This window comes from Gordonia prachuapensis (assembly GCF_036350515.1).
Classification (GTDB): domain Bacteria; phylum Actinomycetota; class Actinomycetes; order Mycobacteriales; family Mycobacteriaceae; genus Gordonia; species Gordonia prachuapensis.
Genome location: NZ_JAZDUE010000003.1, coordinates 279,518 through 304,484, shown reverse-complemented (window position 1 = coordinate 304,484; position 24,967 = coordinate 279,518). Strand labels below are relative to the sequence as shown.

Sequence of the window (24,967 nt, the reverse complement as noted above, 5' to 3'; positions counted from 1 at the left end):
AGCCCGGGGCCACGGTGAGCCACTCAGCGCGTGACGACCGGGCCTGCCGCGGAGGTGTCGCCAGGTCCCACCGTGGCCGGCGGACCCGCCTGGTGGCGGGGCTTGGCGAAGAACAGCGCCGCGACGACACCGATCAGCAACACCGCGGCCGGCAGCAGGAGCGACTGGCCCATCGCCACGGCGAATCCCTCGCGCACCGATTCCGGCAGCGGGCCGCCGGCAGTGTTGTGTTCGGTGTCGACGCCGGGCAGTTGGGCGGCCAGCCGGGTCTGCATCAGGGCACCGACGGCCGCGCTGCCGAGCACCGACCCGATCATCCGGGTCGTGTTGTACACACCGGCCCCGGCCCCGGCCTGATGCCATGGCAGGTTCCGGGTGGCGGTCGCGGCCAAGGGCGCCCAGATGCCGGCGGATGAGACGCCCATCAGGCTCAACGGGATGATCAGCTCCCACACCGGTGTCTCCGGGCGGGCGATAATTCCCAGCCAACCGACGGAGACCGCGTTGAGCAGCAACGCCGAGGCGATGATGACGCGCGGATGGACCCGATCGAGAATCCGTCCCACGATCGGCGCGAGCACCCCGGTCAGCACCGCCATCGGCACCATCATCACCGCGGCCTGGGTCGGCGTCATACCGCCCACCAGCTGCAGGAAGAACATGACGGGGATCATCAGGCCCGAGATCGCGAACCCCATGGACGCGATGCCGATGTTGGCGAGCGAGAAGTTGCGGTCGGCGAACAACGACAGCGGGACGAGGGGCTCTCGGGTGATCCGGGATTGCCAGAAGACGAACAGGCCCATGCACACCAGGCCGCCGCCGATCAGGGCCCAGATCCAGCCGTTCCAGCCGTACTTCTCCCCGTCCTGGATACCGAAGACGAGGGCGAACATGCCGACCGCCGACAAGACCACACCGAGCCAGTCGAACTGATGGTCGTGGGTGTCGACGTCGGGGACCAGCACCGCGGCCAGGAGCAGTCCGATCACACCGACCGGCAGGTTGACGAAGAAGATCCACTCCCACCCGAGCCAGTCGGTGAGAACGCCGCCGAGCAAGGGGCCGACCAGCGTCGCAACGCCGGCGACCGTGCCCCAGACCCCCATCGCGGCGCCACGCTTCTCCGGCGGGAACATCCGGGTGATCAGCGCCATCGTCTGCGGGGTGATCAGGGCGGCGCCGACGCCCTGGAGCGCGCGGGCGGCGATCAGCTCACCGATCGTCGACGCGAAGCCGCACCACACGCTGGCGATGGTGAACACCAGCAGACCGATCTGGTACACGCGCTTGGGTCCGTACTTGTCACCGAGCCGTCCGGTGATCAGCAGCGGCACCGCGTAGGTGAGCAGATAGGCGCTGGTCACCCAGACGATGCCGTTGACGTCGGCGTCGAGGGCCACCTGGATCTGCGGCTGCGCCACCGCGACGATCGTCATGTCCACGAGGATCATGAAGAAGCCGACACACAGGGCCAGCATCGCCGCCCACGGGCGGGTGGTCACCGGCGTCGGTGACGTCGTCGGGAGAGTCATTCGTCGGCTGCTTTCTCGTGTGCGTGGTCGTGCTCGCCTGGGTCGCCGGCGAGGGTGGTGGTGCGGTAGGAGGAATCCGGGTCGTCCAACCAACCGATGGACTGCGCCTCGAGCCGGCCGACCAGGTCATCGAGCCAGTCGACCTGTGCGTTCAACGTCGCGATCCGGCAACCGATGTCGAGGTAGAACATCTCGGCGACCGCACGCTCGGCGGCATCGTCGGCGCCCGCACGCAGCGCATCGAGTTCCGTCCGCATCGCCGCCAGCCGCCGTCCGAGCAGTTCGATGACGCGTGCCCGTGGCAGCCCATGGGCCTCGGACAATGCGAGGTAGAGCTGCGGGTACTCGGTCGGGTGGGTGGCGAGGATCTCCTCCAGGCTGTCCGCGAGCGCCGTGCGCCCCGCGCCGGTGATCCGGTACACGGTGCGTTCGGGACGATTCCCCTCCCGCTCCACGTCGTGTACCTCGATCAATTGCTTGTCGGCCAGGCGATCGACCGTGTGATACAGCGTGCCGGGACGGAACTTGACCAGCCGGTCCTCGTTGCGTTCGATCGTCGTCTGGAACATCTCGTAGGGATGCATCGGCCGTTCGGCGACCAGACCCAGCACCAGAACCGCGAGCGGCGGCATCGCCGCCGTCGGGGCGGTCGCTCCCATGGGCCCTCCACTGTCCGAACTGAAATATTCCGGATGGAATATACCGCGCCGGTCATCTCGTGCCAACAGTCAGACGGGGTCACTACTGTGGTTCTCATGAACACCAGCAGCCCGGACACCGCAGGCGCGGCGACGGAACAGGGGGTCTACGTGATGACCGGACAGGAGTTCGTCCGGGACACGCAGTACATCGACACCCGCATCACTCGCGACGGACGCGACGGGTTCCCGGTCGAGGCCGGTCGGTACCGCCTTGTCGTCGCCCGTGCCTGCCCGTGGGCGAACCGCACGATCATCGTCCGGCGACTGCTCGGTCTCGAGGACGCCCTGTCGATGGGAATGTGCGGTCCCACGCATGACTCCGACTCGTGGACGTTCGACCTCGACCCCGGTGGACTCGATCCGGTGTTGCAGATCCCCCGGCTCAAGGACGCGTACGAGAAGCGGTACCCGGGATACCCGAAAGGCATCACAGTCCCGGCGGTCGTGGACATCCCGACCGGCGCGGTCGTGACCAACGACTACCCGCAGATCACCATCGACCTCGAACTGGAGTGGACCGAGCACCATCGGTCCGGCGCCCCGGAGCTCTACCCCGAGCACCTGCGAGACGAGATCGACGACGTCAACCGGGGCGTGTACACCGAGGTCAACAACGGCGTCTACCGCTGCGGATTCGCCGGCAGCCAGGACGCCTACGAGAAGGCCTACGACCGGTTGTTCACCAAACTCGACGAGTTGTCCGACCGGCTCGCCGACCGCCGATACCTGGTGGGCGACACCATCACCGAGGCCGATGTCCGGCTCTTCACCACGCTGGCGCGCTTCGACGCCGTCTACCACGGTCACTTCAAGTGCAACCGGAGCAAACTGTCGGAGATGCCGGTGCTGTGGGCCTACGCCCGCGACCTGTTCCAGACGCCGGGGTTCGGCGACACGATCGACTTCACCCAGATCAAACGGCACTACTACGAGGTCCACCGCGACATCAATCCGACCGGCGTCGTTCCGGTCGGCCCGGACCTGCGCAACTGGCTGACCCCCCATCATCGCGAGGAACTCGGCGGTCGACCGTTCGGCGACGGGACGCCGCCCGGGCCACCGAAACCAGGCGAGGTCGTCGCCCCCGAGAACGGAGTACCCGCCAATGGCTGAGAACCGCAGGACCGGAGCCGGCCGGGGAAGCGCGGATCAGCAGCCGCCCGGCAAGGCCGTCGAGGTGACGGGAGGTCTCCTCGACCGCGCACAGCGACTCCAGGCGCCGGCGGTGGCCAAGTACGTGCGGAGCCTGCGCAACGCGCACCCGGAGGAGACCCCGGAACAGATCATCGCCCGACTCGAGAAGCTCTATCTCACCACCGTCACCAGCTCCGGCGGTGCGGTCGGGGCGACCGCGGCGATCCCCGGCGTCGGCACCATGACCGCACTCGGTGCGATGACCGGTGAGACCGCCTTCTTCCTCGAGGCATCAGCACTGCTCGCACTGTCGATCGCCGAGGTGCATGGCATCCCGGTGCACGACACCGAACGACGAAAGACCCTCGTCCTCGCGGTGGCCCTGGGCGAGGAGGGTGTGGTCGCACTCGGCCGCCTCGTCGGCACGCGGGGTGGTGCCCTGCGGCGTCTGGGCGGTGCGAGCATCCCCGGGGGCGGGCTCGCGAAGCTGAACAAGACCCTGGTCAACAAGGTCGCGAAGAAGTACGCGTTCAAGCGCGCACCCTTGGTCTTCGGCAAACTGCTGCCGGCCGGGATCGGCGCGATGATCGGCGGGGTCGGCAACCGCGCATTGGGTAAACGGGTCATCGCCAATGCCCGCGAGGCCTTCGGTTCGCCGCCGAGCACGTGGACGATCGACGGCGAGGTCGTCGGCACCAACACCGGGCTCCCACCAGGCCGTCGGTGATCAGCGCGCTTCACTCACCGACGCGGCCGGGCCGCGACACACCGAACACCCCGGACACCCCTGAACGCGTCGGCTGGATCCGACGACTGACCACAGAGTGCCTCCGGCACCCCGGGCTGGTGGGTGTCACACTGGCGGTCACCGCCGTCGCCGTGGCGGTCGACCTCGTCGCCCCGTTGCTCGCCAAAGCAGCGATCGACCACGCCACCGGCGCCGTCCGCGACGGACTGTCGATCCAGCTCATCGTCACCGGGCTGGTTGTCCTGGCGGTGGTCCGCTACGGGTGCCAGTTCGGTCGGCGGCTCACCGCGGGCCGGTTGTCGATCCTGGTGCAGAACGGTCTCCGCCTGCGGCTCCTCGACACCCTGCTCCATCTGGACGGTAACGCGCAGAACCGCATCCGCACCGGGCAGATCGTCTCCCGGTCGATCTCCGACCTGCAGATCGTGCAGGGACTGCTGGCCATGACGCCGCTGTCGCTCGGCGCCGCCGTCCAGGTGGTGTTCGCGATCGGCATCATGACCTATCTGTCCCCGCTGCTCACCGGCGTGGCCCTGCTGATCTTCCCGTTGGTGGCGCTGGTGGTGTTCCGCATGCGCCGCAAGCTCTTCGCCGCCACGTGGTCGGCGCAGCAGGCCGCCGCCGACGTCGCCCAGCACGTGGAGGAGACCGTCACCGGAGTCCGTGTCGTCAAGGGCTTCGGCCAGGAACGCCGCGCCGTCGACGAACTGATCGGACTCTGCGAGCGGTTGTTCTCGCGTCGTCTGCGCGCAGGCCGGATCAACGCGCGCTTCACCCCGACGATGGCAGCCATCCCGCAGTTCGGCATGGTGGGCGTCATCGCCGTCGGCGGATACCTGACCATGCACGGGGAGATCACCGCCGGGACCTTCCTCGCGTTCGCCACGTACATCGCATCGATGACCGCCCTGGCGCGGCTGCTCACCAACCTCGTGGTCAGTGCCCAGCTCGCGCGCGCAGCGGTCGACCGGGTGTACGACGTCATCGACGAGCCGCGTGACCCGACCGCATCCAACACCGCGACGGTGCCCGACGGCCCGCTCGGCCTGCGACTGCGCGACGTCGGTTTCGGATTCGGCGACCGACCTGTACTGACCGGCGTCGACCTCACCGTCGAGCCCGGGGAATGCGTTGCGGTGGTGGGACGTCCGGGTTCGGGGAAGTCCACCCTCGCCGACCTGGCGGGACGCTACTACCGCACGGACACCGGCGTTGTCGAGCTCATCGCCGCCGACCGCGCGCATCCCGTCGACGAACTCGCGCCCGATGCCCTGCACGGTGCCGTGTCGGTGGTCTTCGACGAACCCTTCCTCTACTCCGACACGATCGCGGCCAACATCCTGCTCGGACCGTCCGAGACGGCTGCGACCGGAGAACCCGAACCGCGACTGGTGTCCGCCGCCCGCCGCGCCGATGCACTCGAGTTCATCGAGGCCCTGCCGGACGGATTCGACACCGTCGTCGGCGAGCGTGGGCTCACCCTCTCCGGCGGCCAACGACAGCGGGTCGCGCTCGCGCGGGCGCTCTATGCGGAGTCGCGCATCCTCGTCCTCGACGATGCGACCTCGGCGGTGGACGCGACGACCGAGGCGCAGATCCTGCGCTCACTGCGCGACGAACACCGGACGATGCTGCTCCTCGCCCACCGCAGATCCACCCTCGCCCTGGCAGACCGGGTCGCGGTACTCGACGGGGGCCGCATCGTCGACATCGGGACCGTCGCCGAACTCGATCGCCGCTGCGAACTGTTCCGCGCATTGATGGCATCGGCCGACCCGGAACAGGTGGGACGCGACGTCATCGCCGAACTCCCCCCGTCCCCCGCCCTCTCTTCCCCCGACCTCGACGAGCTGTGGCCGAGCGGCTCGGCCGAGTCGACCCCGCCGTCGATATCGGTGGAGAGGCCGGCGATTCGCCGCCCGGCCGTCCCGACCACCGGCCCGGGTGGCGGCGGCCCGAAAGGCGGCAGCGGGATCGGCGGCGCGCTCGGATCGATGCCGGCGACCCCCGAGCTGACCGCGGCGGTCGACGCACTTCCCCCGGCCGACGAGCAGCCCTCCGTCGACGTCGACGAGGTCCGCGCGGAGAGCCGGCAGTTCTCGCTCCGACGACTGCTGCGGCCGGTGCGGTGGCTGCTCGCCGCCGCGATCGCCACCATCGCCGTCGACACCCTGATCGGGCTGGCCTTCCCGTCGCTCGCCCGCGCGGTGATCGACGCGGCGACCCAGGCCGACGAGTCGACGCTGTGGTGGGCGACCGGCCTCGGGATCGTGCTCGTCGCCGTCGGGTGGGTCGCATCGTCGGCGATGACGATGACCTCGACCCGCGCCGGCGAACGTGTGCTGTTCGGACTGCGCGTCCGCAGCTACGCGCACCTGCAACGCCTCGGCCTGGACTACTACGAGCGGGAACTGTCCGGTCGCATCATGACCCGGATGACCACCGACGTCGACGCGTTGTCGACGTTCATGCAGACCGGGTTGTCGACGGCCGTCGTCGCCGCGCTCACGCTGGTCGGGGTCACGATCGCCCTGGTTCTCACCGACCCGCTGCTCGGTGCCCTGATCCTGCCGGTGCTACCGGTCCTCATCGCGGCCACCATCGTCTTCCGACGCATCTCCTCGGTCGCCTACACCCGATCGCGTGAGCTCGTCAGCGTCGTCAACGCCGATTTCCAGGAGAACATCGCCGGCATCAAGACCACGCAGACCTACCGCCACATCCCTGCGGCGACGGATCGCTTCACCCGCCGCACCCACGATTGGGTGGCCGCGCGGATGGTCTCGCAGAAGGCGATATCGATCTACTTCCCGTTCATCACCTTCATGTCCGACATCGCGACCGCGGTCGCGATCGCCGTCGGTGCGCACCAGATCACCCAGGGCTCGCTGTCGGCGGGCACGCTCGTCGCCTTCGTCCTCTACCTGTCGATGCTGTTCGGGCCGGTCCAACAGCTCTCGCAGGTGTTCGACGGGTATCAGCAGGCGGCGGTGGGCCTACGACGCATCGGCGACCTCATCCGCACCCGGAGTTCCCTGGCCGACCGTGACCGGCAGATCCCGGTCCCGGCAGACGGTTTCGACGGATGCGCGCAACTCGACGACGTGACCTTCCGCTACTCGGGCGCCCACCGGGACGCACTCACCGAGGTGGATCTGACGATTCCGCCGGGCACGTCGCTGGCGCTCGTCGGCAGGACCGGCGCCGGGAAGTCCACCATCGTCAAGCTGCTCGCCCGCTACTACGATCCGACCTCCGGCTCGGTCCGGATGGACGGCGCCGACATCCGGGACCATCCACTCGAGCAGTACCGCGCCCGCATCGGCGTGGTACCCCAGGAACCCCACCTGTTCACCGGCACCGTCGCCGACAACATCGCCTACGGCCGCCCCGGCGCCGATCGCACCGAGATCGCCGCGGCCGCCGCCGCAGTGGGCGCCGCGACGATGATCGCCGAGCTGCCCGGCGGGATGAATCACCCGATCGGCGAACGCGGCCAGGGCCTGTCATCCGGCCAGCGCCAGCTCATCGCTCTGGCCCGCGCCGAACTGGTCCGGCCCGACCTGCTGCTGCTCGACGAGGCGACCGCGACACTCGACCAGGCCACGGAGGCCCTCGTCCTGGCCGCCGGCGAGGCACTCACCCACCGCCGGACGTCGGTGATCGTGGCGCACCGGCTGGCCACCGCGGCACGGGCGGACGTGATCGCGGTCGTCGACGACGGGCGAATAGTCGAGCTGGGAACACACCGCGAGTTGCTCGCGTTGGGTAAGAGGTACCGCGCGTTCTGGGATGCCGGTGTCGCGCCCGACGCTGACGGTATCGCCACCGCCGGTGACATGCGCCTCAGATGAGGCTGTTCGGTGAGGTCAGACGCACACGGCCAACTCGGCACGCGTACCATCGGCAGGTGGTTCACCGATAGTCTTCACAAGGGACCTACATGGTGACAAGCGACCCGACACCAGAGGGAATTGAGGCGAGTTAGAGCTGTGAGCAGTTCGATTTCAGACTTCGGACAAAATGCGTGGCTGGTAGAGGAGATGTACCAGCAATACAAGAAGGACCCGAAGTCGGTCGATCCCAGTTGGCACGACTTCCTGGCCGACTACGACCCGAGTTCGAACGGCTCGCCGGCGACCGCCGCGGCCCCCGCCGCAGAGAAGCCGAGCACACCCGCCTCGACCCCGTCCACCACCTCCACCGGCGCGACAACGCCCTCCGAGAAGCCGAAGTCCACCAAGCAGGTCACCCTCGACCAGCAGCCGACGAAGGCTGCGGCCCGCAAGTCCGGGCCGGCCAAGGAATCCACCGCCACCAAGGCGGCCTCGGGTCAGAGCACCGCCAGCCGCGACGGCTCGGCACGCTCGCAGAAGTCCAAGGAACCGGCCAAGTCCGCCGCGTCGTCGCCCAGCGAGGACGAGAACAAGGTGCTGCGGGGACCGGCTGCCGCGATCGCGAAGAACATGTCGGCGTCGCTGGAGATCCCCACCGCGACCAGCGTGCGCGCGGTTCCGGCGAAGCTGATGATCGACAACCGCATCGTCATCAACAATCACCTCGCCCGCACCCGCGGTGGCAAGATCAGCTTCACCCACATCCTCGGCTACGCCATCGTCCAGGCGATCAAGGCGTTCCCGAACATGAACCGGCACTTCGCCGAGGTCGACGGCAAGCCGAACGCCGTCACCCCCGCTCACACCAACCTCGGCCTGGCCATCGACCTGGTCGGCAAGGACGGAAATCGCACTCTGGTGGTCGCGGCCATCAAGGAGTGCGAGAAGATGGGCTTCGCCGAGTTCTACACCGCCTATCAGGACATCGTCCGCCGGGCCCGCGACGGCAAGCTCACCGCCGAGGACTTCGCCGGCACCACCATCTCGCTGACCAACCCGGGCACCATCGGCACCGTGCACTCCGTGCCGCGCCTGATGAAGGGCCAGGGCGCCATCATCGGCGCCGGCGCGATGGAGTACCCCGCAGAGTTCCAGGGTGCGAGCGACGAGCAGATCGCCGACCTCGGTGTCGGCAAGCTGATGACGCTGACGTCTACCTATGACCACCGCATCATCCAGGGTGCGGAATCGGGTGACTTCCTGCGCACGATTCATCAGCTGCTGCTCGACGACGCCTTCTACGACGAGGTCTTCACGGCGTTCCACATCCCGTACGAGCCGGTCCGCTGGCGTCGCGACATCCCCGCGGGCCTCGTCGACAAGAGCACCCGGGTTCTGGAACTCATTGCGGCATACCGCAATCGCGGACACCTGATGGCGGACATCGATCCGCTGATGATGGACAGCGACGCCCGGGCGAGCCACCCCGACCTCGACGTGTTGACCTACGGCCTGACCCTGTGGGACCTCGACCGGAGCTTCAAGGTCGGTGGCTTCCACGGCCAGGAGAAGATGAAGCTGCGCGACGTGCTCTCGATCCTGCGCGACGCGTACTGCCGCCACGTCGGCGTCGAGTACACCCACATCCTCGAACCCGAACAGCAGCGCTGGGTGCAGGACCGGGTGGAGATCAAGCACGTCAAACCCCCTGTGGCCGAACAGAAGTACATCCTGTCGAAGCTGAACGCGGCCGAGGCGTTCGAGACGTTCCTGCAGACCAAGTACGTCGGGCAGAAGCGCTTCTCGCTCGAGGGCGCGGAGTCGGTGATCCCGATGATGGACGCCGTCATCGACCAGGGCGCCGAGCACAGCCTCAACGAGGTCGTCATCGGCATGCCGCACCGCGGGCGTCTCAATGTGCTCGCCAACATCGTCGGCAAGCCGTACTCCAAGATCTTCACCGAGTTCGAGGGCAACCTGAACCCGTCGCAGGCGCACGGCTCCGGCGACGTGAAGTACCACCTCGGCGCCGAGGGCAAGTACTACCAGATGTTCGGCGACAACGAGATCAACGTCTCGCTGACCGCCAACCCGAGCCACCTCGAGGCCGTCGACCCGGTGCTCGAGGGTCTGGTCCGCGCCAAGCAGGATCAGCTCGACGACGACGACCAGTTCTCGGTGCTGCCGCTGATGCTGCACGGCGACGCGGCCTTCGCCGGTCAGGGCGTCGTCGCGGAGACGCTGAACATGGCGATGCTGCCCGGCTATCGCACCGGCGGCACCATCCACATCGTCGTCAACAACCAGGTCGGCTTCACCACCGCACCCGAGCACTCGCGGTCCACGGAGTACTGCACCGACGTCGCGAAGATGATCGGTGCGCCGATCTTCCACGTGAACGGCGACGATCCCGAGGCGTGTGTGTGGGTCGCGAAGATGGCCGTCGACTATCGGCAGGCGTTCGGCAAGGACGTCGTCATCGACCTCGTGTGCTTCCGCCGCCGCGGTCACAACGAGGGCGACGACCCGTCGATGACCCAGCCGGCGATGTACGACGTGATCGACACCAAGCGCGGCGTCCGCAAGAGCTACACCGAAGCCCTGATCGGCCGCGGTGACATCTCGACCAAGGAAGCCGAAGACGCCCTGCGCGACTACCAGGGCCAGCTGGAACGGGTGTTCAACGAGGTCAAGGAACTCGAGAAGTACCACGCCGAGCCGAGTCCGTCGGTCGAGTCGGACCAGACGCTGCCGACCAAGCTGGTGACCGCGGTCGACAAGGAGGTCCTCGAGGCGATCGGCGACGCGTTCTACCACACCCCGGACGGGTTCGATCCGCATCCGCGTGTGAAGCCGATTCTGGAACGCCGCCACGAGATGTCGCGCCACGGGAACGTGGACTGGGCGTTCGCCGAACTGCTCGCATTCGGTTCGCTCGTCCTCGAGGGCCGTACGGTTCGCCTGTCCGGCCAGGATTCGCGTCGCGGCACGTTCACCCAGCGGCACTCGGTGCTCATCGACCGCACCAGCGGTTCGGAGTACACCCCGCTCAATCACCTCAAGACGGTGTCCGGTGAGGGTGCCGACGGCCGGTTCATGGCCTACGACTCACCGCTGTCGGAGTTCGCGGTGGTCGGTTTCGAGTACGGCTACTCGGTCGGCAACCCGGATGCGCTGGTGATGTGGGAGGCCCAGTTCGGCGACTTCGTCAACGGCGCGCAGTCCATCATCGACGAGTTCATCTCGTCGGGTGAGGCCAAGTGGGGTCAGCTCTCCGACGTGGTCCTGCTGCTCCCGCACGGGCACGAGGGTCAGGGACCCGACCACACGTCGGGTCGTATCGAGCGCTTCCTGCAGTTGTGCGCGGAGGGGTCGATGACCGTCGCATTGCCGTCCACCCCGGCGAGCTACTTCCACCTGCTTCGCCGCCACGTGCTCGACGGCATCAGCCGCCCACTGGTGGTGTTCACCCCGAAGTCGATGCTACGCAACAAGAGAGCGGTCTCACCGGTCGAGGAGTTCACCGACGACAAGTTCCGTTCGGTGATCGACGACCCGAAGTTCGTCGCCGGTGGCGACCGCAGCAAGGTCAAGCGGGTGTTGCTGGTGAGCGGCAAGCTCTACTACGAGCTGGCTGCTCGCCGCGACAAGGAGAAGCGCGACGACGTCGCCGTCGTCCGCATCGAACAGCTCTACCCGGTTCCGCACCGTCGTCTGCGCAACACGTTGGAGCAGTACGCCAACGCCGAGGACTTCCGCTGGGTCCAGGAGGAGCCGGCCAACCAGGGTCCGTGGCCGTTCCTCGGCCTGTGGTTGCCCGAGGTGCTGCCGGACGTGCTCAGCGGGTTGAAGCGCATCTCGCGGCGGGCCATGTCGGCGCCGTCGTCGGGTTCGAGCAAGGTCCATGCCGTGGAGCAGCAGGAGATCCTCGACGAGTGCTTCTCGTGATCTGATCGGTTGACCGACGCTCACGGTCGCGTCGGCCACAGCCACCCCGGTTCTGGAACATCACCTTGCTTCGAAAGCAAGGTGATGTTCCAGAACCGGGGTGGCTGCCTTGCGGGGGCTACTGGACCTGGACCACCGCCGCCAGCGCGGGCAGGGACGTGGTGATCAATGCCAGCAGTTCGTCGCGGCCGATCACCGGCTCGGTGAGCCACCGGATCGTGGTCTCCTCGACGAACGAGATCCAGCCGTGCACGGTCATCTCGACGACCGGCGTGATCGCGATGCCGAGCGCGGGCGCGTGTTCGAGCACGCGCGACGCCATGACCGAGCGAGTGTGGTCGAACACCTCACGCATCGCCGGATCGGCGCTGGACGAGCCGCGCATGAACGCCATGTACGCCTCGCGGTTGGCGCTGACGTAGTCGACGAATGCCGACATCGAACCCGACAGCATGGCGAGGGGGTCACCGAGCCCACGGTCGGGCTCGGTGCATTCGAGCATCTCGTCGGCCTGGGCCCGCGCGATGGCCACGTGGAAGTCCTGCTTCGACGCGAAATAGTGGAAGAGCAGCGCACGCGAGACGCCGGCCGCCTCCGCGATGACGTCGATCGACACCTGTTCGAGCGGCCGATCGCGCACCATGTGCAAGCCCAGTTCGATGAACTGGTCCCGTCGTGCCTCCGGACTCATCCGGGTCCGCTTGGCGGACGGTGCGGAACCTCGGGTCACCGTCACAGCCTCCGTGTCCTCTCGCCGTGTTCCTGCTGGTCCACTCCACGGTAGGCCGTTATTGATCGAAGTTCAACAAACTATTGACGCACATTCAGTAGGACCCTATGGTGAGACCATGACAATGATCGATGTACAGATCGCCATCGTCGGGGCAGGCTTCTCCGGCCTGGGCGCAGCCATCAAGCTCAAGGAGAACGGCGTCGACGACTTCGTGGTGCTGGATCGGGGCACCGACTTCGGCGGTACGTGGCGCGACAACACCTACCCCGGAGCTGCCTGCGACGTCCCGTCGCAGCTCTACTCCTATTCATTCGCCCACAATCCCCGCTGGTCGCGCTCGTACTCCCACCAGCCGGAGATCCACCGCTACATCAACGACGTCGCCGACGAGCGCGGCGTCCGTGCACACACGCGTTTCCGCACCGAGGTGGAACTCGCACAGTGGCACGACGACGAGCAGCGGTGGTACCTCGACGTGGTCCGGGACGGGGAACGCGAACAGATCCGCGCGCAGATCATGGTCGGCGCGGTCGGCCCGCTGTGTGAGCCGAACCTGCCCGACATCGACGGTTTCGACGACTTCGACGGCAAGATCGTGCACTCCGCACGGTGGGACAACGACTACGACTTCACCGGCAAGCGGGTCGCGGTCATCGGCACCGGCGCCTCGGCGATTCAGCTCGTGCCCGAACTCGCCAAGGTGGCCGCGCGTCTCGATGTCTATCAGCGCACGGCGCCGTGGATCGTGCCGCGCACCGAGCGGCCGTACTCGGCGGCCGAGCACTGGGCATTCGAGAACGTGCCCGGATTCCAGACGGCGATGCGCGGCGTCGTGTACGCGGCCAACGAGGTGACGGCGTTCGGTCTCACCTACTCCCCCAAGTCACTCAAGCCGGTCGAGATGATCTGCCGGGCGAACATCGCCCGATCGATCCGCGACCGGGAGCTGCGCCGCAAGGTGACCCCGACGTTCCAGGTCGGCTGCAAGCGGATCCTGCGTTCCAACGACTGGTATCCGGCGATCGCCCGCCGCAACGTCGACCTCGTCACCGACCGCATCGCATCGGTCACCGAGTCGGGCATCGCCACCATCGACGGCACCATCCGCGACGTCGACGTGATCGTCGTCGCCACCGGATTCCACGTGACCGACTCCCCCGTGTTCGACAAGATCGTCGGCACCGGCGAGCGCAGCCTGTCGGGGGTCTGGGACGAGATCGGCATGCAGGGCTACAAGGGATCCTTCGTCAACGGCTTCCCCAACATGATGCTGATGATCGGACCGTCGACCGGACTGGGACACACGTCGATGGTCTACATGATCGAATCCCAGCTGAACTATCTCGTCGACTATGTCAGAACTGTTCGCGCACAAGGAATCACACGCACCGAGGTGAAGTTCGACGCCCAGCGCGCGTACAACGCCGAGATCCAGCACACCCTGCGCAACAGCGTGTGGGTGAACGGCGGCTGCGCCTCGTGGTACAAGGATCACCACGGCAACATCACCACCCTCTGGCCGGGCTTCACCTTCAACTTCCGACGAATCACCAAGCGCTTCGACATCGCCGCCTACGATGTGGAACGCCGTCGTGGGACGCCCGCCGTCGAGGTCACCGAGAACCAACCGGCAACGATCAACGCCTGACCACCGCCGAGAGAAGGACATCATGAAAGACTTTCGTGACAAGGTCGTCGTCATCACCGGCGCCGGTTCCGGAATGGGCCGCGACCTGGCGGTCAAGCTGGGGCAGCTGGGTGCCAAGCTCGCCATCTCCGATCTGAACCCGGAGGGCCTGGCGGTCACCGAGAAACTGGTCGCCGAGACGGGTGCACCGGTGCACGCGCAACTGCTCAACGTCGCCGAGCGCGAGGCCGTCCTGGAGTACGCGGACACCGTGGTTGCCCATTACGGCACCGTGAACGTCATCTTCAACAACGCCGGGATCGCGCACCACGGCGAGATCGAGCGCACCGAGTTCAAGGACATCGAGCGCGTGATGGACGTCGACTACTGGGGGGTCGTCAACGGCACCAAGGCATTCCTGCCGCACATCATCGCGTCGGGCGACGGCCACATCGTCAACACGTCGTCGCTGTTCGGCCTGCTGTCCGAACCCGGTCAGGCCGCCTACAACTCGGCGAAGTTCGCCGTGCGCGGCTTCACCGAGGCCCTCAACCAGGAGATGATCGTCGCCAAGCACCCGGTGAAGGTCACCTGCGTGCACCCCGGCGGGATCAAGACGGCCATCGCACGCAACGCCACGGCCTCCGGCGACCACGACCAGAAGAAGACGGCCGACTTCTTCGACCGGCATCTGGCGCGCATGACCTCGGAGGACGCCGCCGACGCCATCATCGCGGGCGTGCGCAAGAACCGGGCGCGGGTCCTGGTGGGTGCCGACGCGAAACTCCTCGACCTGTGGGTCCGCATCGTCGCGTCCGGATACCAGGGCATCGTCGCCCGGGTCACCGGCTGGGCACTGTCCAAGGCATCCTGACCACCCGGGTGCGCGGCCGGCCGGGCGCGATCAGAGGTCGTGCTCGGCCAGCCATCCGTTCGCGAGATCGTCCGGATTCTCGCCGGCCACCGCACGTCGGGCCAGCGTGGCGAGATCGGCCGTGGTCATCTCACCGGCCACGGTGTTGATGGTCTTCACCTCGTCGAGGGTGAACGCCGCACTGCGGTAGACCGGCACCAACTGCTCGGGCCGGGGGCCCACCGCCGCGACCCGCACTTCCCTCGACGTCGGGGTCGTGCCCGTCGCCGCGGGCTGCTCCGGCTGATCCGCGCGTAGCGCGCGGATGTCGCCGACCGCGCCCTCGGCGTCGTCGCCCGCGACGTCGAGCGGAGTGAGGATTCCCACCGCCCCGCCGCCGGCCACACGGTCGACCACCACCGGAACCGACTCGACCGATTCCACCGCGCCGAAGCGACACCCGGCCGCGGCGAATGCCTCGATCACCCCCTGATCAGGGGCGCCGACGACCACGACGGGTGTCCCCGCGGCGATCCGGTCGCAGTCCGACAGATCGGTCACCTCGCCCTCATCGGCCACCGTCGACGCCACGAACAGGCGCGGGGTGCCGGTGACCATCGTCGCGTCGCCCACCGAAACTCCCTGGGGCAGTGACCGGTTCAGGTCGATGAACACGTCGTCGGCGGTCGCCGGGGTGAGCTGGGGAGCCAGCTGTGCGAGCAGCCGGCCGCTGAACGCCGGGAACAGGTCCACCGACGTGGTGTCCATGTCGTCGAGCAGCGTCCGGTAGTCGGCCGTGTGGATCTCGGACGACACCTGGGTGCCGGTGTGGCGCAGCGCCCCGGCGTAGACCCGCACCATCACCTGCATCGCAGGCGAGTCGGTAGCGCCCAGAACCAGCTCGCGCGGCGCCGACTCGTCGTCCGAGCACCCCGCCATGCAGACGACGAGGGCACAGGCCACCAGGATCGCTGTCGCTGCGCGCTTGATCACGCACCCACGTTAGCCGCCCTCGGCGATGAACCCGGCGATGGAGTCGGCGATCAGCTGGACCGCGATCGCCGCGAGCAACAGACCGGCGATCTTGGCCAGCAGGGTGATCCCGCCGATCCCGAGCAGGCGGATGAGGACCGTCGAATACCGCAGCACGATCATCACGATCAGGTGGACGGTGACGATGGCCGCCGCGATCGCGATGTAGCCGCCGGCGTTCCCGGCTTCGGCGCTGACCGCGACGATCACGGCCGCGATCGCACCCGGACCGGCCAGCAGCGGCGTGCCCAGCGGTACCAACGCGACGTTGACGTCATCGCTGGCCTCGGGCTTGCCCGCGGAGCCCAGGCCGGTCAGCAACTGCAGCGCGACGAGCAGCAGCAACAGTCCGCCGGCGCCCTGCAGTGCCGGGATGCCGATGTGCAGGTAGTTCAGGATCGCCTTGCCGCCGATCGCGAACACACTGATCACCAGCAGACTGACCAGCGGCGCCTGCCACGCCGCGCGTCGACGGTATTCGACGGACCGATGGCCGACGAGGCTGAGGAACACCGGGACCTGGCCGGGTGGGTCCATGATCACCACGAGCGTGATCAACGTCGTGGTGTACACGGTCACGTCGAAGGGCACGCGCTGATCGTACGAGTAGCATCCCAACCGTGCCTTCGATGCCACACCTGCGTCCGAGCGGACTCGTCGGCCAGCGACGCGAGAAACGGCTTCTGCCGCGGATCCCGGTACCCGCGGCACGGGCGGTGGTCGACTGCGCCGTCTACATCGACGGTCATCGTCAGGCCGGGCACATCTCGTATGTCGACGCGCTGAAACAGGTCCGCTCGACCGGCGAGGGCTTCGTCTGGCTCGGCCTGCACTCCCCCGACGACGAGCAGATGGAGGGCGTCGGCCGCACGTTCGGTTTGCACGAGCTGGTCGTCGAGGATGCCGTCAACGCCCACCAGCGCCCCAAGCTCGAGGTGTACGACGACACCCAGTTCCTGGTACTGCGCACCGTCAAGTACGTCGAACACGAGTCGATCGACAAGGCCAGTGAGGTCGTCGAGACCGGTGAGATCATGATCTTCGCCGGATCCGATTTCGTCATCACGGTCCGCCACGGCGACCACACCCATCTGTCGGGGGTGCGGCGCCGGCTCGAGGCCCGCCCGGAACGGCTCGCTTTGGGCCCGACGTCGGTGTTGCACGCGATCTCCGACCTCGTCGTCGACAGCTATCTCGGTGTGACCGAGCGGATGGAATCGGACATCTACGCGATCGAGGCTGCGGTGTTCGGCCCGCAACGATCGCTGAACATCGACCCGGTGTACCTGCTCAAACGCGAGGTCCTCGAACTCCGGCGCGCGGTCACCCCGCTCACCGGCCCGCTGGCCCGGCTCACGGCGCAGAACCCGCTGGTGCCCAAGGAGATCCGACGACATTTCCGCGATGTCGCCGACCACCTGACCACGGTCATCGAACGCGTGGTCGAATACGACGAGGTGCTGACCTCACTGCTCGGTGCCGCCGCGGCCAAGGTCGGCATCCAGCAGAACACCGACATGCGCAAGATCTCGGCCTGGGTCGCGATCGCGGCGGTCCCGACACTCGTCGCCGGCATCTACGGCATGAACTTCGAGTACATGCCGGAACTCGACGAGCGATGGGGCTACCCCGCGGTGATCATCGGACTTCTCGTCACCTGCAGCACGCTGTGGGTGGTGTTCCGCCATCACCGATGGCTCTGAGTGCGTGTGGAACGCTCACTCCCGAGGCGCCCCGGGGCATCAGAGTTTCGCGGCCGCCCGGTCGGGCGCCATCACGTCGATCCGCGCCTCTCGCCAGGCCTCCCGTAGCGCGTCGGCACCCTTGAGCCGCACCCATGCGGCCTCGTTGGCGGTGATCGGCACAGCGCGCAGGAACCGCACCGGATCCATCGGTGCGGGAAGCGTCAGGTCGCCGAGGTCGTCGTCCTCGAGGACCATCGCCGTCGCGGCCGCCCCGTCCCACATCGGCTCCGACAGGTCGACCAGGGCGTCGGTGGCCAGGATCAGACCTTCGACGGCCGGAGCCGCCGCGACGGTGGCCATCCGACGGTGCAGGCCGGGCAGTGGGGCCGACGCGTGCATCCGCACCACGAGCTCGGCACGCGGTCCGCGCACCGGATCGGCGTGGATGTCGGTCGGCTCCGACATCGGGTGCCGGGCACAGCCGACGGTGACATAGACGAGGTCGTCGCCGGTGACGAATCGCAGGACCTCGATGGGTTCGACCCCGAGAAACGTCACCGACGCCCGCTGCGGTTGTGCGGACAGGCGTTCGGCGAGGAACTCACTGATCCGGTCGGTGACGGCGTCGCTCACCGCTCCCACCGTAGTCGGCCGACATCGCTGCGGGCGGCCCGGCGGTCTCCGCGACTCCGGTGTGAGCAGACCTCGGTGTGAGCACGACCTCGGTGTGGGCACGACATGGTCTGATACGCCGTCGGGACCGTACTCTGGCACACGTGGTTCGTGTCCTGGCCGTGGCCGACGAGGTCGTGGAGTCGCTGACCTTCGGTGTCGGCATCGAGAGCCGCCCCGATGTGATCCTGGGTGCGGGTGACCTGCCGTTCGAATACCTGGAGGTTCTCGCGACCCTGTGTGACGCACCCTGCGTCTTCGTGCCCGGCAACCACGACCGGGACCTCTCGGGCTACCGTCTGGCCCGAGCCGGTTGGGTGCGGGCCGGACTGCCGTCGACCGAGCCCGGACCGCGCGGGGCGATCAACGTCGACGGACGCACGGTCTCGGTGGCCGGCCTGCGGATCAGCGGGCTCGGCGGGTGCCGGCGCTACAACGACGGGCCCAATCAATACACCGACGTGCATCAACGGCTGCGGTCGTGGCGCCTCACCTGCTCCCGGCAGGCACCCGATATCCTCCTGACCCACAGTCCGGCGCGTGGGGTCGGCGACGGCGACGACCCGCCACACCGCGGATTCGACTGTTATCACCGCCTGGTGCGGTCCCTGCAACCCACGCTGATGGTGCACGGACACGTACACCCGTATGGAATGCGGCCGTCGGACAAGATGATCGGCGACCTCACCATCTCGATGAACGTGGTCGGCTACTGCCAGTTCGACATCGATCCCGGCACAAGGGAATTCCGAGTGGTGAGGCGACGTCATGGCGCGTGACACCGGATTCCCGGACGCCGACGCGCAGAACGACTTCATGCGCATGCGGCGGCACGCCGAGATGTCGCGGCTGATGGCCTGGTTCACCCGACAGCCCGCCGACGTCAACACCGTGCTGCCGTTCGACGAGGTGGTCACCGCACTCGGCCGTATCGGCGAGACCACCTTGGGACTGCAGCAGGTGGAGGTCTCCTCCATCGTCGGAAGTGTCGACCGCACCAAGGACTTCGATCGCTACTTCCGGCCGACGTCGTCCCGGATCCGGGAGCGGTGGCAACGACTCGCCGCCGCGCAGCGACGCGGGGAATCGGTGCCGCCGGTCGCGCTCTATCGGGTCGGTTCGATGCACTTCGTCCTCGACGGACACCATCGCGTCTCCATCGCGATCGCCCGCCACTTCCACACCATCGACGCCTACGTCACCGAGATCCACACCCGGATCTCGCCCGACGGCATCAACGTGACCTCGGACCTGCTACTCAAAGACCACCGCCGACTGTTCCTGTCCCGGGTGCCGCTCGGCGGTGCCCAGGCCGAGGCCATCCGGCTCGCCGACCCGTTCGACTACGCCGAACTGGCCGAGAACGTCGAGGCCTGGGGATTCCGGCTGTCACAGGAACTCGGCGAGTACCTCAGCCGGGTCGAGGTGGCGCGGCGCTGGTTCGGCGAGGAGTTCCTGCCGGTGGTGCGGATGGCCCGACGGGCCGAGATCCGGCCGGACCTGAACAGCGACGCCGAACTCTACATGTGGCTCGCCTGCGAGCGATACCGCCTGGTGCGCAAGCACATCTGGGACGACGAGATCCTTAAGGAGCTACACGACCAGGGACGCCGCCGTCGCCGGTGAGACCGCCCGGCGACGACGTCTGCGGTCACCCGAGACGCAGATTCGTGCCCGACTCCTGGTCGAAGACGGCGACCCGCCCTGCGTCGTAGAACAACTCGGCGTTGCTACCGCGGCTGATCGACGACTCCGGCGACACCCGGGCGATCATCTGACCGCCACCGATGTCCACACCGCCGGCATCGGCGGACAGCTCGGCGAGGGCATCACTGGTCGCATGCGGGGTGTCCACCGAGAAGTACACGTAGTTGTCGGAACCCATGTTCTCGATCACGTCGACCGATGCGGTGAACGTCGCGCCGTGCTCCCGGGTGTCGGTGTCGACGAGCGCGGAGTCCTCCAGGTGCTCCGGCCGGATACCCACCAGCACTTCGCCGTTGCTGCGCGCCTTCTCCGCATTGGCGACCACCTTCTGGTGGTCGGGCACGGAGATCCGTCCGATCGGGGTCTCGATGGCATCGCCGTCGATGCGGCCGGGCAGGAAGTTCATCGCCGGTGATCCGATGAACCCGGCGACGAACAGATTGGCCGGTTCGTTGTAGAGCTCCTGCGGCGTACCGATCTGCTGCACGTATCCGCCGCGCAGGACCACCACGCGGTCACCGAGCGTCATCGCCTCGGTCTGGTCGTGGGTCACGTAGATCGTCGTGGTCCCGAGTCGCTGCTGGAGTCGGGCGATCTCGGTGCGCATCTGCACGCGCAGTTTGGCGTCGAGGTTGGAGAGCGGCTCGTCCATCAGGAATGCCTTGGGCGACCGGACGATCGCACGCCCCATGGCGACGCGTTGACGCTGACCACCTGACAGGTTGGCCGGTTTGCGGTCGAGATACGGTCCGAGATCGAGGATCTTGGCCGCCTCGTCGACCTTGGCGGAGACCTCGGACTTGCTCATCTTGGCCAGGGTCAGCGGGAATGCGATGTTCTCGCGCACCGACATGTGCGGATACAACGCATAGCTCTGGAACACCATCGCGATGTCGCGGTCCTTCGGCGCGCGTTCGTTGACCCGCTCCCCTTCGATCCGCAGCTCGCCCGAGGTGATGTCCTCCAGGCCCGCGATCATGTTGAGGGTGGTCGACTTCCCGCATCCCGACGGACCGACGAGGATGATGAACTCGCCGTCGGCGATGTCCACGTCGACCCCGTGGACCGCGGTCGAGCCGTCCGGGTACTGCTTGGTCACTTTTTCCAGGATGATCTCGGCCACGGGCTATCCCTTCACGGCGCCGGAGGTCAGACCGGCCACGATTCTGCGTTGGAAGAACAGGACGAAGATGATGATCGGGATGGTGATGACCACCGCCGCCGCCGCGATCGAACCGGTCGGCTCCTCGAACTGCGAGTCACCGGTGAAGTTCGCGATCGCGACCGGCGCGGTGATGGCATTCTCGGTCGACGTGAGCGACAGTGCGAGCAGCAGATCGTTCCAGGCGAAGATGAACACCAGGATCGCCGCGGTCACCACGCCGGGTGCCGCCAGCGGCGCGATCACCTTGCGGAAGGCCTGAAACGGCGTCGCACCGTCCATCTTCGCGGCCTTCTCCAACTCCCAGGGGATCTCGCGGAAGAACGCCGAAAGGGTGTAGATCGCGAGGGGCAGCGCAAAGGTGATGTAAGGCAGGATCAGACCGGGCCAGGTGTCGAACAGGCCGATGCTGCGTTCGATGTTGAACAGCGGTGTGACCAGCGAGATCTGCGGGAACATCGCGATCAGCAGCGCAGCTCCGATCAGCAGTCGCTTGCCCGGGAAGTCCAGGCGCGCAACCGCGTACGCAGCCATCGTGCCGAGCAGCACCGCGATGACGGTGGTGATCAGACCGATACCGATGGAGTTGCGGAGTGCGCTGGTGAAGGCGCTGGTCTCGAAGATGCCCGCGTAGTTGTCCCACGTCCATTCCTGCGGGATGAAGTTCCCGTCGGTCACGCTGCCCGGCGGCTTGAACGACAGGCTGATGATCCACAGCAGCGGAATGACGGCGTAGAGGATCACCAGCACGTTGGCGATCGCCCACCAGACCCTGCTCGATGTGTTGCGCGACATGTCCGGACCTACCTCCCCTCGTTCTCGGAACCGGGCGCCGCGGTACCGAAGCCCTTGACGAAGATGAACGCGATGATCGCGACACAGACGAAGATGAGGACGCTGATGGCGGAGCCGATACCGAGGTTGAACGCCTTGAACAGGTTGTCGTAGCCGAGCATCGACACCGAATAGGTGTTGTTCGAGCCTCGGGTCAACACGTAGATGTTGTCGAAGATGCGGAACGCGTCGAGCGTCCGGAACAGCAAGGCGACCAGGATGGCCGGCTTCATCAGCGGGATGATGATGCGCCACAGGCGGGTCCACGCACCGGCACCGTCCACCTGAGCCGCCTTCAGCAGATCGTCGGGGACCAATGCCAGGCCGGCCAGCAGCAGCAGCGCCATGAACGGTGTCGTCTTCCACACCTCGGCGAGCACGATGATCGCCAACGACGGCCACTGTTCGGTGAGCGGCGCGGTGCCGTCGGGCAGCAGATTGGCCAGGTAGCCGGTCTCGGGTGTCCAGGCGTAGTACCACGAGAACGCCGCCGCGACGGTCACGATCCCGTACGGGATCAGCACCACCGTGCGGATGGTGCCGCGGCCGAAGATGGTGCGGTGCATGACGAGTGCGATCGCCATGCCGAGGACGAGTTCGATCGCGACGGAGACGACCGTGATCCCCGTCGTGACGAAGAACGAGGTCCACCAGTAACTGTCGGTGAGAACGGTCGCATAGTTGCTGAACCACACGAACTCTCGCTCACCGGGCGCCGACAGGCTCATCTTGTTCAGCGACAGCCAGAAGGCGTAGACGATCGGATAGCCGGTCACCAGCAACATCATCAGCGCCGCCGGTGCCACCAGCCAGAACGCAAGCCGACGCTCGGCCGATTTACCCTCGCTGATCGCCTTCTTCCGCGCGGTGTCCGGGGGCGCGGTCTCGCGGACGGCCGTTGCGACAGCGGTCGCGGGTGTACCTGCGGTCCCGGCGGGTTCCCTACCCGGCGCGGAACCCTCCGGCGGAATCCATCCACCCCCCGATCCCTGGCCTGCGGAACCCTGTCCCGCGGAACCGGATCCCGCATTCGAGGTGGGTGGGCGCACCGACGGCTCGCGGGCCGGTGTGTTGTCCTCGGGCATCGCGTGCCGCCCGGGGCGCGAACGCGGATCGTCGTTGCCGCCGGTCGTCATGGGATCAGCCCCTCTCCGTTGATCGCCGCCTCGACCTGCTCGGCGAGTTCGTCGACCAGCGTCTCCGGGTCCCACTGCCCGACCGGGCTGAGCTTGGCCGTGAGGAGCGTCGAGATCGCCTGGTAGACCGGGGAAGCCGGCCGCAGCGCCGCGGTGTTCTCCTCGAGCTGCGCACGGATGTCATTGCCCATCGGGTAGGCCGCTTGGAAATCCGGGTCGTCGTAGATGGATTCGATGGTCGGTGGGGTGCCGCCCTCGATCGAGTACACGCGTTGCGCCTCGCGACTGGTCAGGCAGGCCGCGGCCTCGAAGGCCAACTCCGGCTGCTGCGACGTACTCGCCACCGCGATGTTCACCCCGCCCAGCGTGGTCTTGGTGGGGAGTTCCGGACTCACCCCCGGATAGCGGGCGAAGTTGAACTTGGAGCGCACCACGCGATTCACCGGGGCGAGTTCGGTGTCGGCCGGCGGATTGTCCGGATCGGCGAACATCGGACCGAACTCGGTCATCTCCGGGAAGAAGGGCACGTCGCCGGCGGCGGCATTGCTCCGCATCGACGAGAACACGAACGGCCAGTTGACCTCGTAGGTCGCGCTGCCGTTCTCCATGCCCAGACGGGCAGCGGACTCGTCGGAGTTCGTCAGCGAGGGATCACTGCCGGGCGCGGTGGCGACCGCCTTGAGGATCGTCAGTGCGCGCACGGTGGCGGCGCGGTGCTCGGGAGTGTCGTTCAGCGTCACCTTGTTCGGGTCATCGGGGTCGACGACCTGCCCTCCGGCACTGGCCAGCACCGAGTTGAACCACACCATCAGGCCCTCGTACTGCCGACCCTGCACCATGATGTAGCTGGGTCCGCCCTGTTCGTAGATCCTCTCGGTGTCCGCGAGCATCTCTTCCCAGGTGCTCGCCGGGCGGGACTTGTTCAGGTACTGCCGCAGGACGTCCGGCCGGTACCAGAGCAATTGGGTGTTGGTCCACGTCGGGATGGCATACAGCCTTTGCTCGGCATCGTCGTCGGTCTTCCACATCGCCGTCTCCAGCGGACCGCCGAGCGTGTCCTCCTCGACAGTCTCGGCCAGGTCGTCCGGCACCGGCACCATCCATCCGGCATCGGCGAACTCCGCGGTCCACACGACGTCCATGCCCATGAGGTCGAGTCCGGCGTCATTGCCGGCGAGTCGGCGCGCCAACTGAAGTCGCTGGTCGTCGGCGGACTTGGGCAGCGGAGTCGTGACGATGCGGTACGCGCCATTGGATTGCTCCGTGCACTGCTCGCCCACGCTCTCGATGAACGAGGCGCCGTCGGCCGGCGGATAGATGTTGATGACCCGGGGCGTGTAGCCCGAACCGCAGGCCGTGACGATCGGCAACGCGGTCGCCAGTGCAGCAGCCGCGATCACCAGTCTTCGTCTCAGACCCGGGGAAGATCTACCGAAATCGGAACTGCCAGCCCACAACCGCACGCAGCCTCCTCGATGTCGTTCGCGGTGCAAGACTTCGAGGCCGCACCGGTCAGCGTCTGCGTTACGTTAGCCTTCGCAGTTCGTGACGTGCAACACATTCGGTAAGGGCGTGCCAGAACGTAGGTGAATCGTGATCTGAGCCGAAATCGACTGTGTCGAAC

General features: G+C 67.2%; 19 protein-coding genes. 9 read left to right on the top strand and 10 right to left on the bottom strand.

Going from position 1 to position 24,967, the window contains the following annotated elements; genetic code table 11:
• Positions 1–23: 23 nt before the first annotated feature.
• Together V1Y59_RS05495 and V1Y59_RS05490 are read right to left on the bottom strand one after the other, a co-directional pair.
• Positions 24–1,535, bottom strand: a complete 1,512-nt coding sequence (locus V1Y59_RS05495) for an MFS transporter (protein WP_330503821.1) — start codon at positions 1,533–1,535, stop codon at positions 24–26.
• Positions 1,532–2,194, bottom strand: a complete 663-nt coding sequence (locus tag V1Y59_RS05490; protein ID WP_330503820.1) for a PadR family transcriptional regulator — start codon at positions 2,192–2,194, stop codon at positions 1,532–1,534. The genes V1Y59_RS05495 and V1Y59_RS05490 overlap by 4 nt, the downstream gene beginning before the upstream one ends.
• 96 nt (positions 2,195–2,290) lie before the next feature.
• Here V1Y59_RS05490 and V1Y59_RS05485 point away from each other — a divergent pair, with 96 nt between their 5' ends.
• From V1Y59_RS05485 to V1Y59_RS05470, 4 genes are all read left to right on the top strand, one after another.
• Positions 2,291–3,349 carry a glutathione S-transferase family protein gene (locus V1Y59_RS05485; RefSeq protein ID WP_330503819.1) on the top strand — a complete coding sequence of 353 codons (1,059 nt, stop codon included), beginning with the start codon at positions 2,291–2,293 and terminating at the stop codon, positions 3,347–3,349.
• Positions 3,342–4,097: a hypothetical protein gene (locus tag V1Y59_RS05480; protein ID WP_330503818.1), complete on the top strand. Its 756-nt coding sequence runs from the start codon at positions 3,342–3,344 to the stop codon at positions 4,095–4,097. Before V1Y59_RS05485 ends, V1Y59_RS05480 begins: the two co-directional genes overlap by 8 nt.
• A complete protein-coding gene (locus tag V1Y59_RS05475) occupies positions 4,097–7,972 on the top strand; it encodes an ABC transporter ATP-binding protein (protein ID WP_431309107.1) in 3,876 nt (1,291 codons plus the stop codon). Before V1Y59_RS05480 ends, V1Y59_RS05475 begins: the two co-directional genes overlap by 1 nt.
• 189 nt (positions 7,973–8,161) lie before the next feature.
• Entirely contained in the window at positions 8,162–11,902 is a 3,741-nt protein-coding gene (locus V1Y59_RS05470; RefSeq protein WP_431309102.1) for a multifunctional oxoglutarate decarboxylase/oxoglutarate dehydrogenase thiamine pyrophosphate-binding subunit/dihydrolipoyllysine-residue succinyltransferase subunit, read from the top strand.
• Between the two features lie 118 nt (positions 11,903–12,020).
• Here the strand turns inward: V1Y59_RS05470 and V1Y59_RS05465 are convergent, their stop codons facing one another.
• Positions 12,021–12,593 (bottom strand): TetR/AcrR family transcriptional regulator, encoded by a 573-nt coding sequence (locus V1Y59_RS05465; RefSeq protein WP_330503872.1) that lies wholly within the window; start codon positions 12,591–12,593, stop codon positions 12,021–12,023.
• A 157-nt stretch (positions 12,594–12,750) separates the two neighbouring features.
• Here V1Y59_RS05465 and V1Y59_RS05460 point away from each other — a divergent pair, with 157 nt between their 5' ends.
• Positions 12,751–14,283: a flavin-containing monooxygenase gene (locus tag V1Y59_RS05460; protein WP_330503816.1), complete on the top strand. Its 1,533-nt coding sequence runs from the start codon at positions 12,751–12,753 to the stop codon at positions 14,281–14,283.
• A gap of 22 nt (positions 14,284–14,305) precedes the next feature.
• Complete coding sequence (locus tag V1Y59_RS05455; protein ID WP_330503815.1) at positions 14,306–15,136, top strand: SDR family NAD(P)-dependent oxidoreductase; 831 nt, start codon at positions 14,306–14,308, stop codon at positions 15,134–15,136.
• A gap of 30 nt (positions 15,137–15,166) precedes the next feature.
• On the opposite strand, the gene V1Y59_RS05450 is transcribed toward V1Y59_RS05455, so the two are convergent.
• Both V1Y59_RS05450 and V1Y59_RS05445 read right to left on the bottom strand, forming a co-directional pair.
• Positions 15,167–16,108: a type 2 periplasmic-binding domain-containing protein gene (locus V1Y59_RS05450; RefSeq protein WP_330503814.1), complete on the bottom strand. Its 942-nt coding sequence runs from the start codon at positions 16,106–16,108 to the stop codon at positions 15,167–15,169.
• Positions 16,109–16,117: 9 nt separating this feature from the next.
• Positions 16,118–16,738 carry a MarC family protein gene (locus V1Y59_RS05445; RefSeq protein WP_330503813.1) on the bottom strand — a complete coding sequence of 207 codons (621 nt, stop codon included), beginning with the start codon at positions 16,736–16,738 and terminating at the stop codon, positions 16,118–16,120.
• A 38-nt stretch (positions 16,739–16,776) separates the two neighbouring features.
• Here V1Y59_RS05445 and V1Y59_RS05440 point away from each other — a divergent pair, with 38 nt between their 5' ends.
• Entirely contained in the window at positions 16,777–17,850 is a 1,074-nt protein-coding gene (locus tag V1Y59_RS05440; protein ID WP_330503871.1) for a magnesium and cobalt transport protein CorA, read from the top strand.
• Positions 17,851–17,889: 39 nt separating this feature from the next.
• Here V1Y59_RS05440 and V1Y59_RS05435 read toward each other — a convergent pair whose 3' ends face one another.
• Positions 17,890–18,465 (bottom strand): suppressor of fused domain protein, encoded by a 576-nt coding sequence (locus V1Y59_RS05435; protein WP_330503812.1) that lies wholly within the window; start codon positions 18,463–18,465, stop codon positions 17,890–17,892.
• Between the two features lie 143 nt (positions 18,466–18,608).
• On the opposite strand from V1Y59_RS05435, the gene V1Y59_RS05430 reads away from it, so the two are divergent.
• Together V1Y59_RS05430 and V1Y59_RS05425 are read left to right on the top strand one after the other, a co-directional pair.
• A complete protein-coding gene (locus tag V1Y59_RS05430; RefSeq protein ID WP_330503811.1) occupies positions 18,609–19,283 on the top strand; it encodes a metallophosphoesterase family protein in 675 nt (224 codons plus the stop codon).
• Positions 19,273–20,130, top strand: coding sequence for a chromosome partitioning protein ParB (locus tag V1Y59_RS05425; RefSeq protein ID WP_330503810.1), 858 nt, complete (start codon positions 19,273–19,275; stop codon positions 20,128–20,130). The genes V1Y59_RS05430 and V1Y59_RS05425 overlap by 11 nt, the downstream gene beginning before the upstream one ends.
• A 25-nt stretch (positions 20,131–20,155) precedes the next feature.
• Here the strand turns inward: V1Y59_RS05425 and V1Y59_RS05420 are convergent, their stop codons facing one another.
• From V1Y59_RS05420 to V1Y59_RS05405, 4 genes are read right to left on the bottom strand one after another with little or no spacing between them, the layout of a single operon-like run.
• Positions 20,156–21,334 carry an ABC transporter ATP-binding protein gene (locus V1Y59_RS05420; RefSeq protein WP_330503809.1) on the bottom strand — a complete coding sequence of 393 codons (1,179 nt, stop codon included), beginning with the start codon at positions 21,332–21,334 and terminating at the stop codon, positions 20,156–20,158.
• A 3-nt stretch (positions 21,335–21,337) separates the two neighbouring features.
• Positions 21,338–22,168: a carbohydrate ABC transporter permease gene (locus V1Y59_RS05415; protein ID WP_330503808.1), complete on the bottom strand. Its 831-nt coding sequence runs from the start codon at positions 22,166–22,168 to the stop codon at positions 21,338–21,340.
• An 8-nt stretch (positions 22,169–22,176) separates the two neighbouring features.
• Positions 22,177–23,343: a carbohydrate ABC transporter permease gene (locus V1Y59_RS05410; protein WP_330503807.1), complete on the bottom strand. Its 1,167-nt coding sequence runs from the start codon at positions 23,341–23,343 to the stop codon at positions 22,177–22,179.
• Positions 23,340–24,743, bottom strand: a complete 1,404-nt coding sequence (locus V1Y59_RS05405) for an extracellular solute-binding protein (RefSeq protein WP_330503806.1) — start codon at positions 24,741–24,743, stop codon at positions 23,340–23,342. The genes V1Y59_RS05410 and V1Y59_RS05405 overlap by 4 nt, the downstream gene beginning before the upstream one ends.
• Between the last annotated feature and the right edge of the window lie 224 nt (positions 24,744–24,967).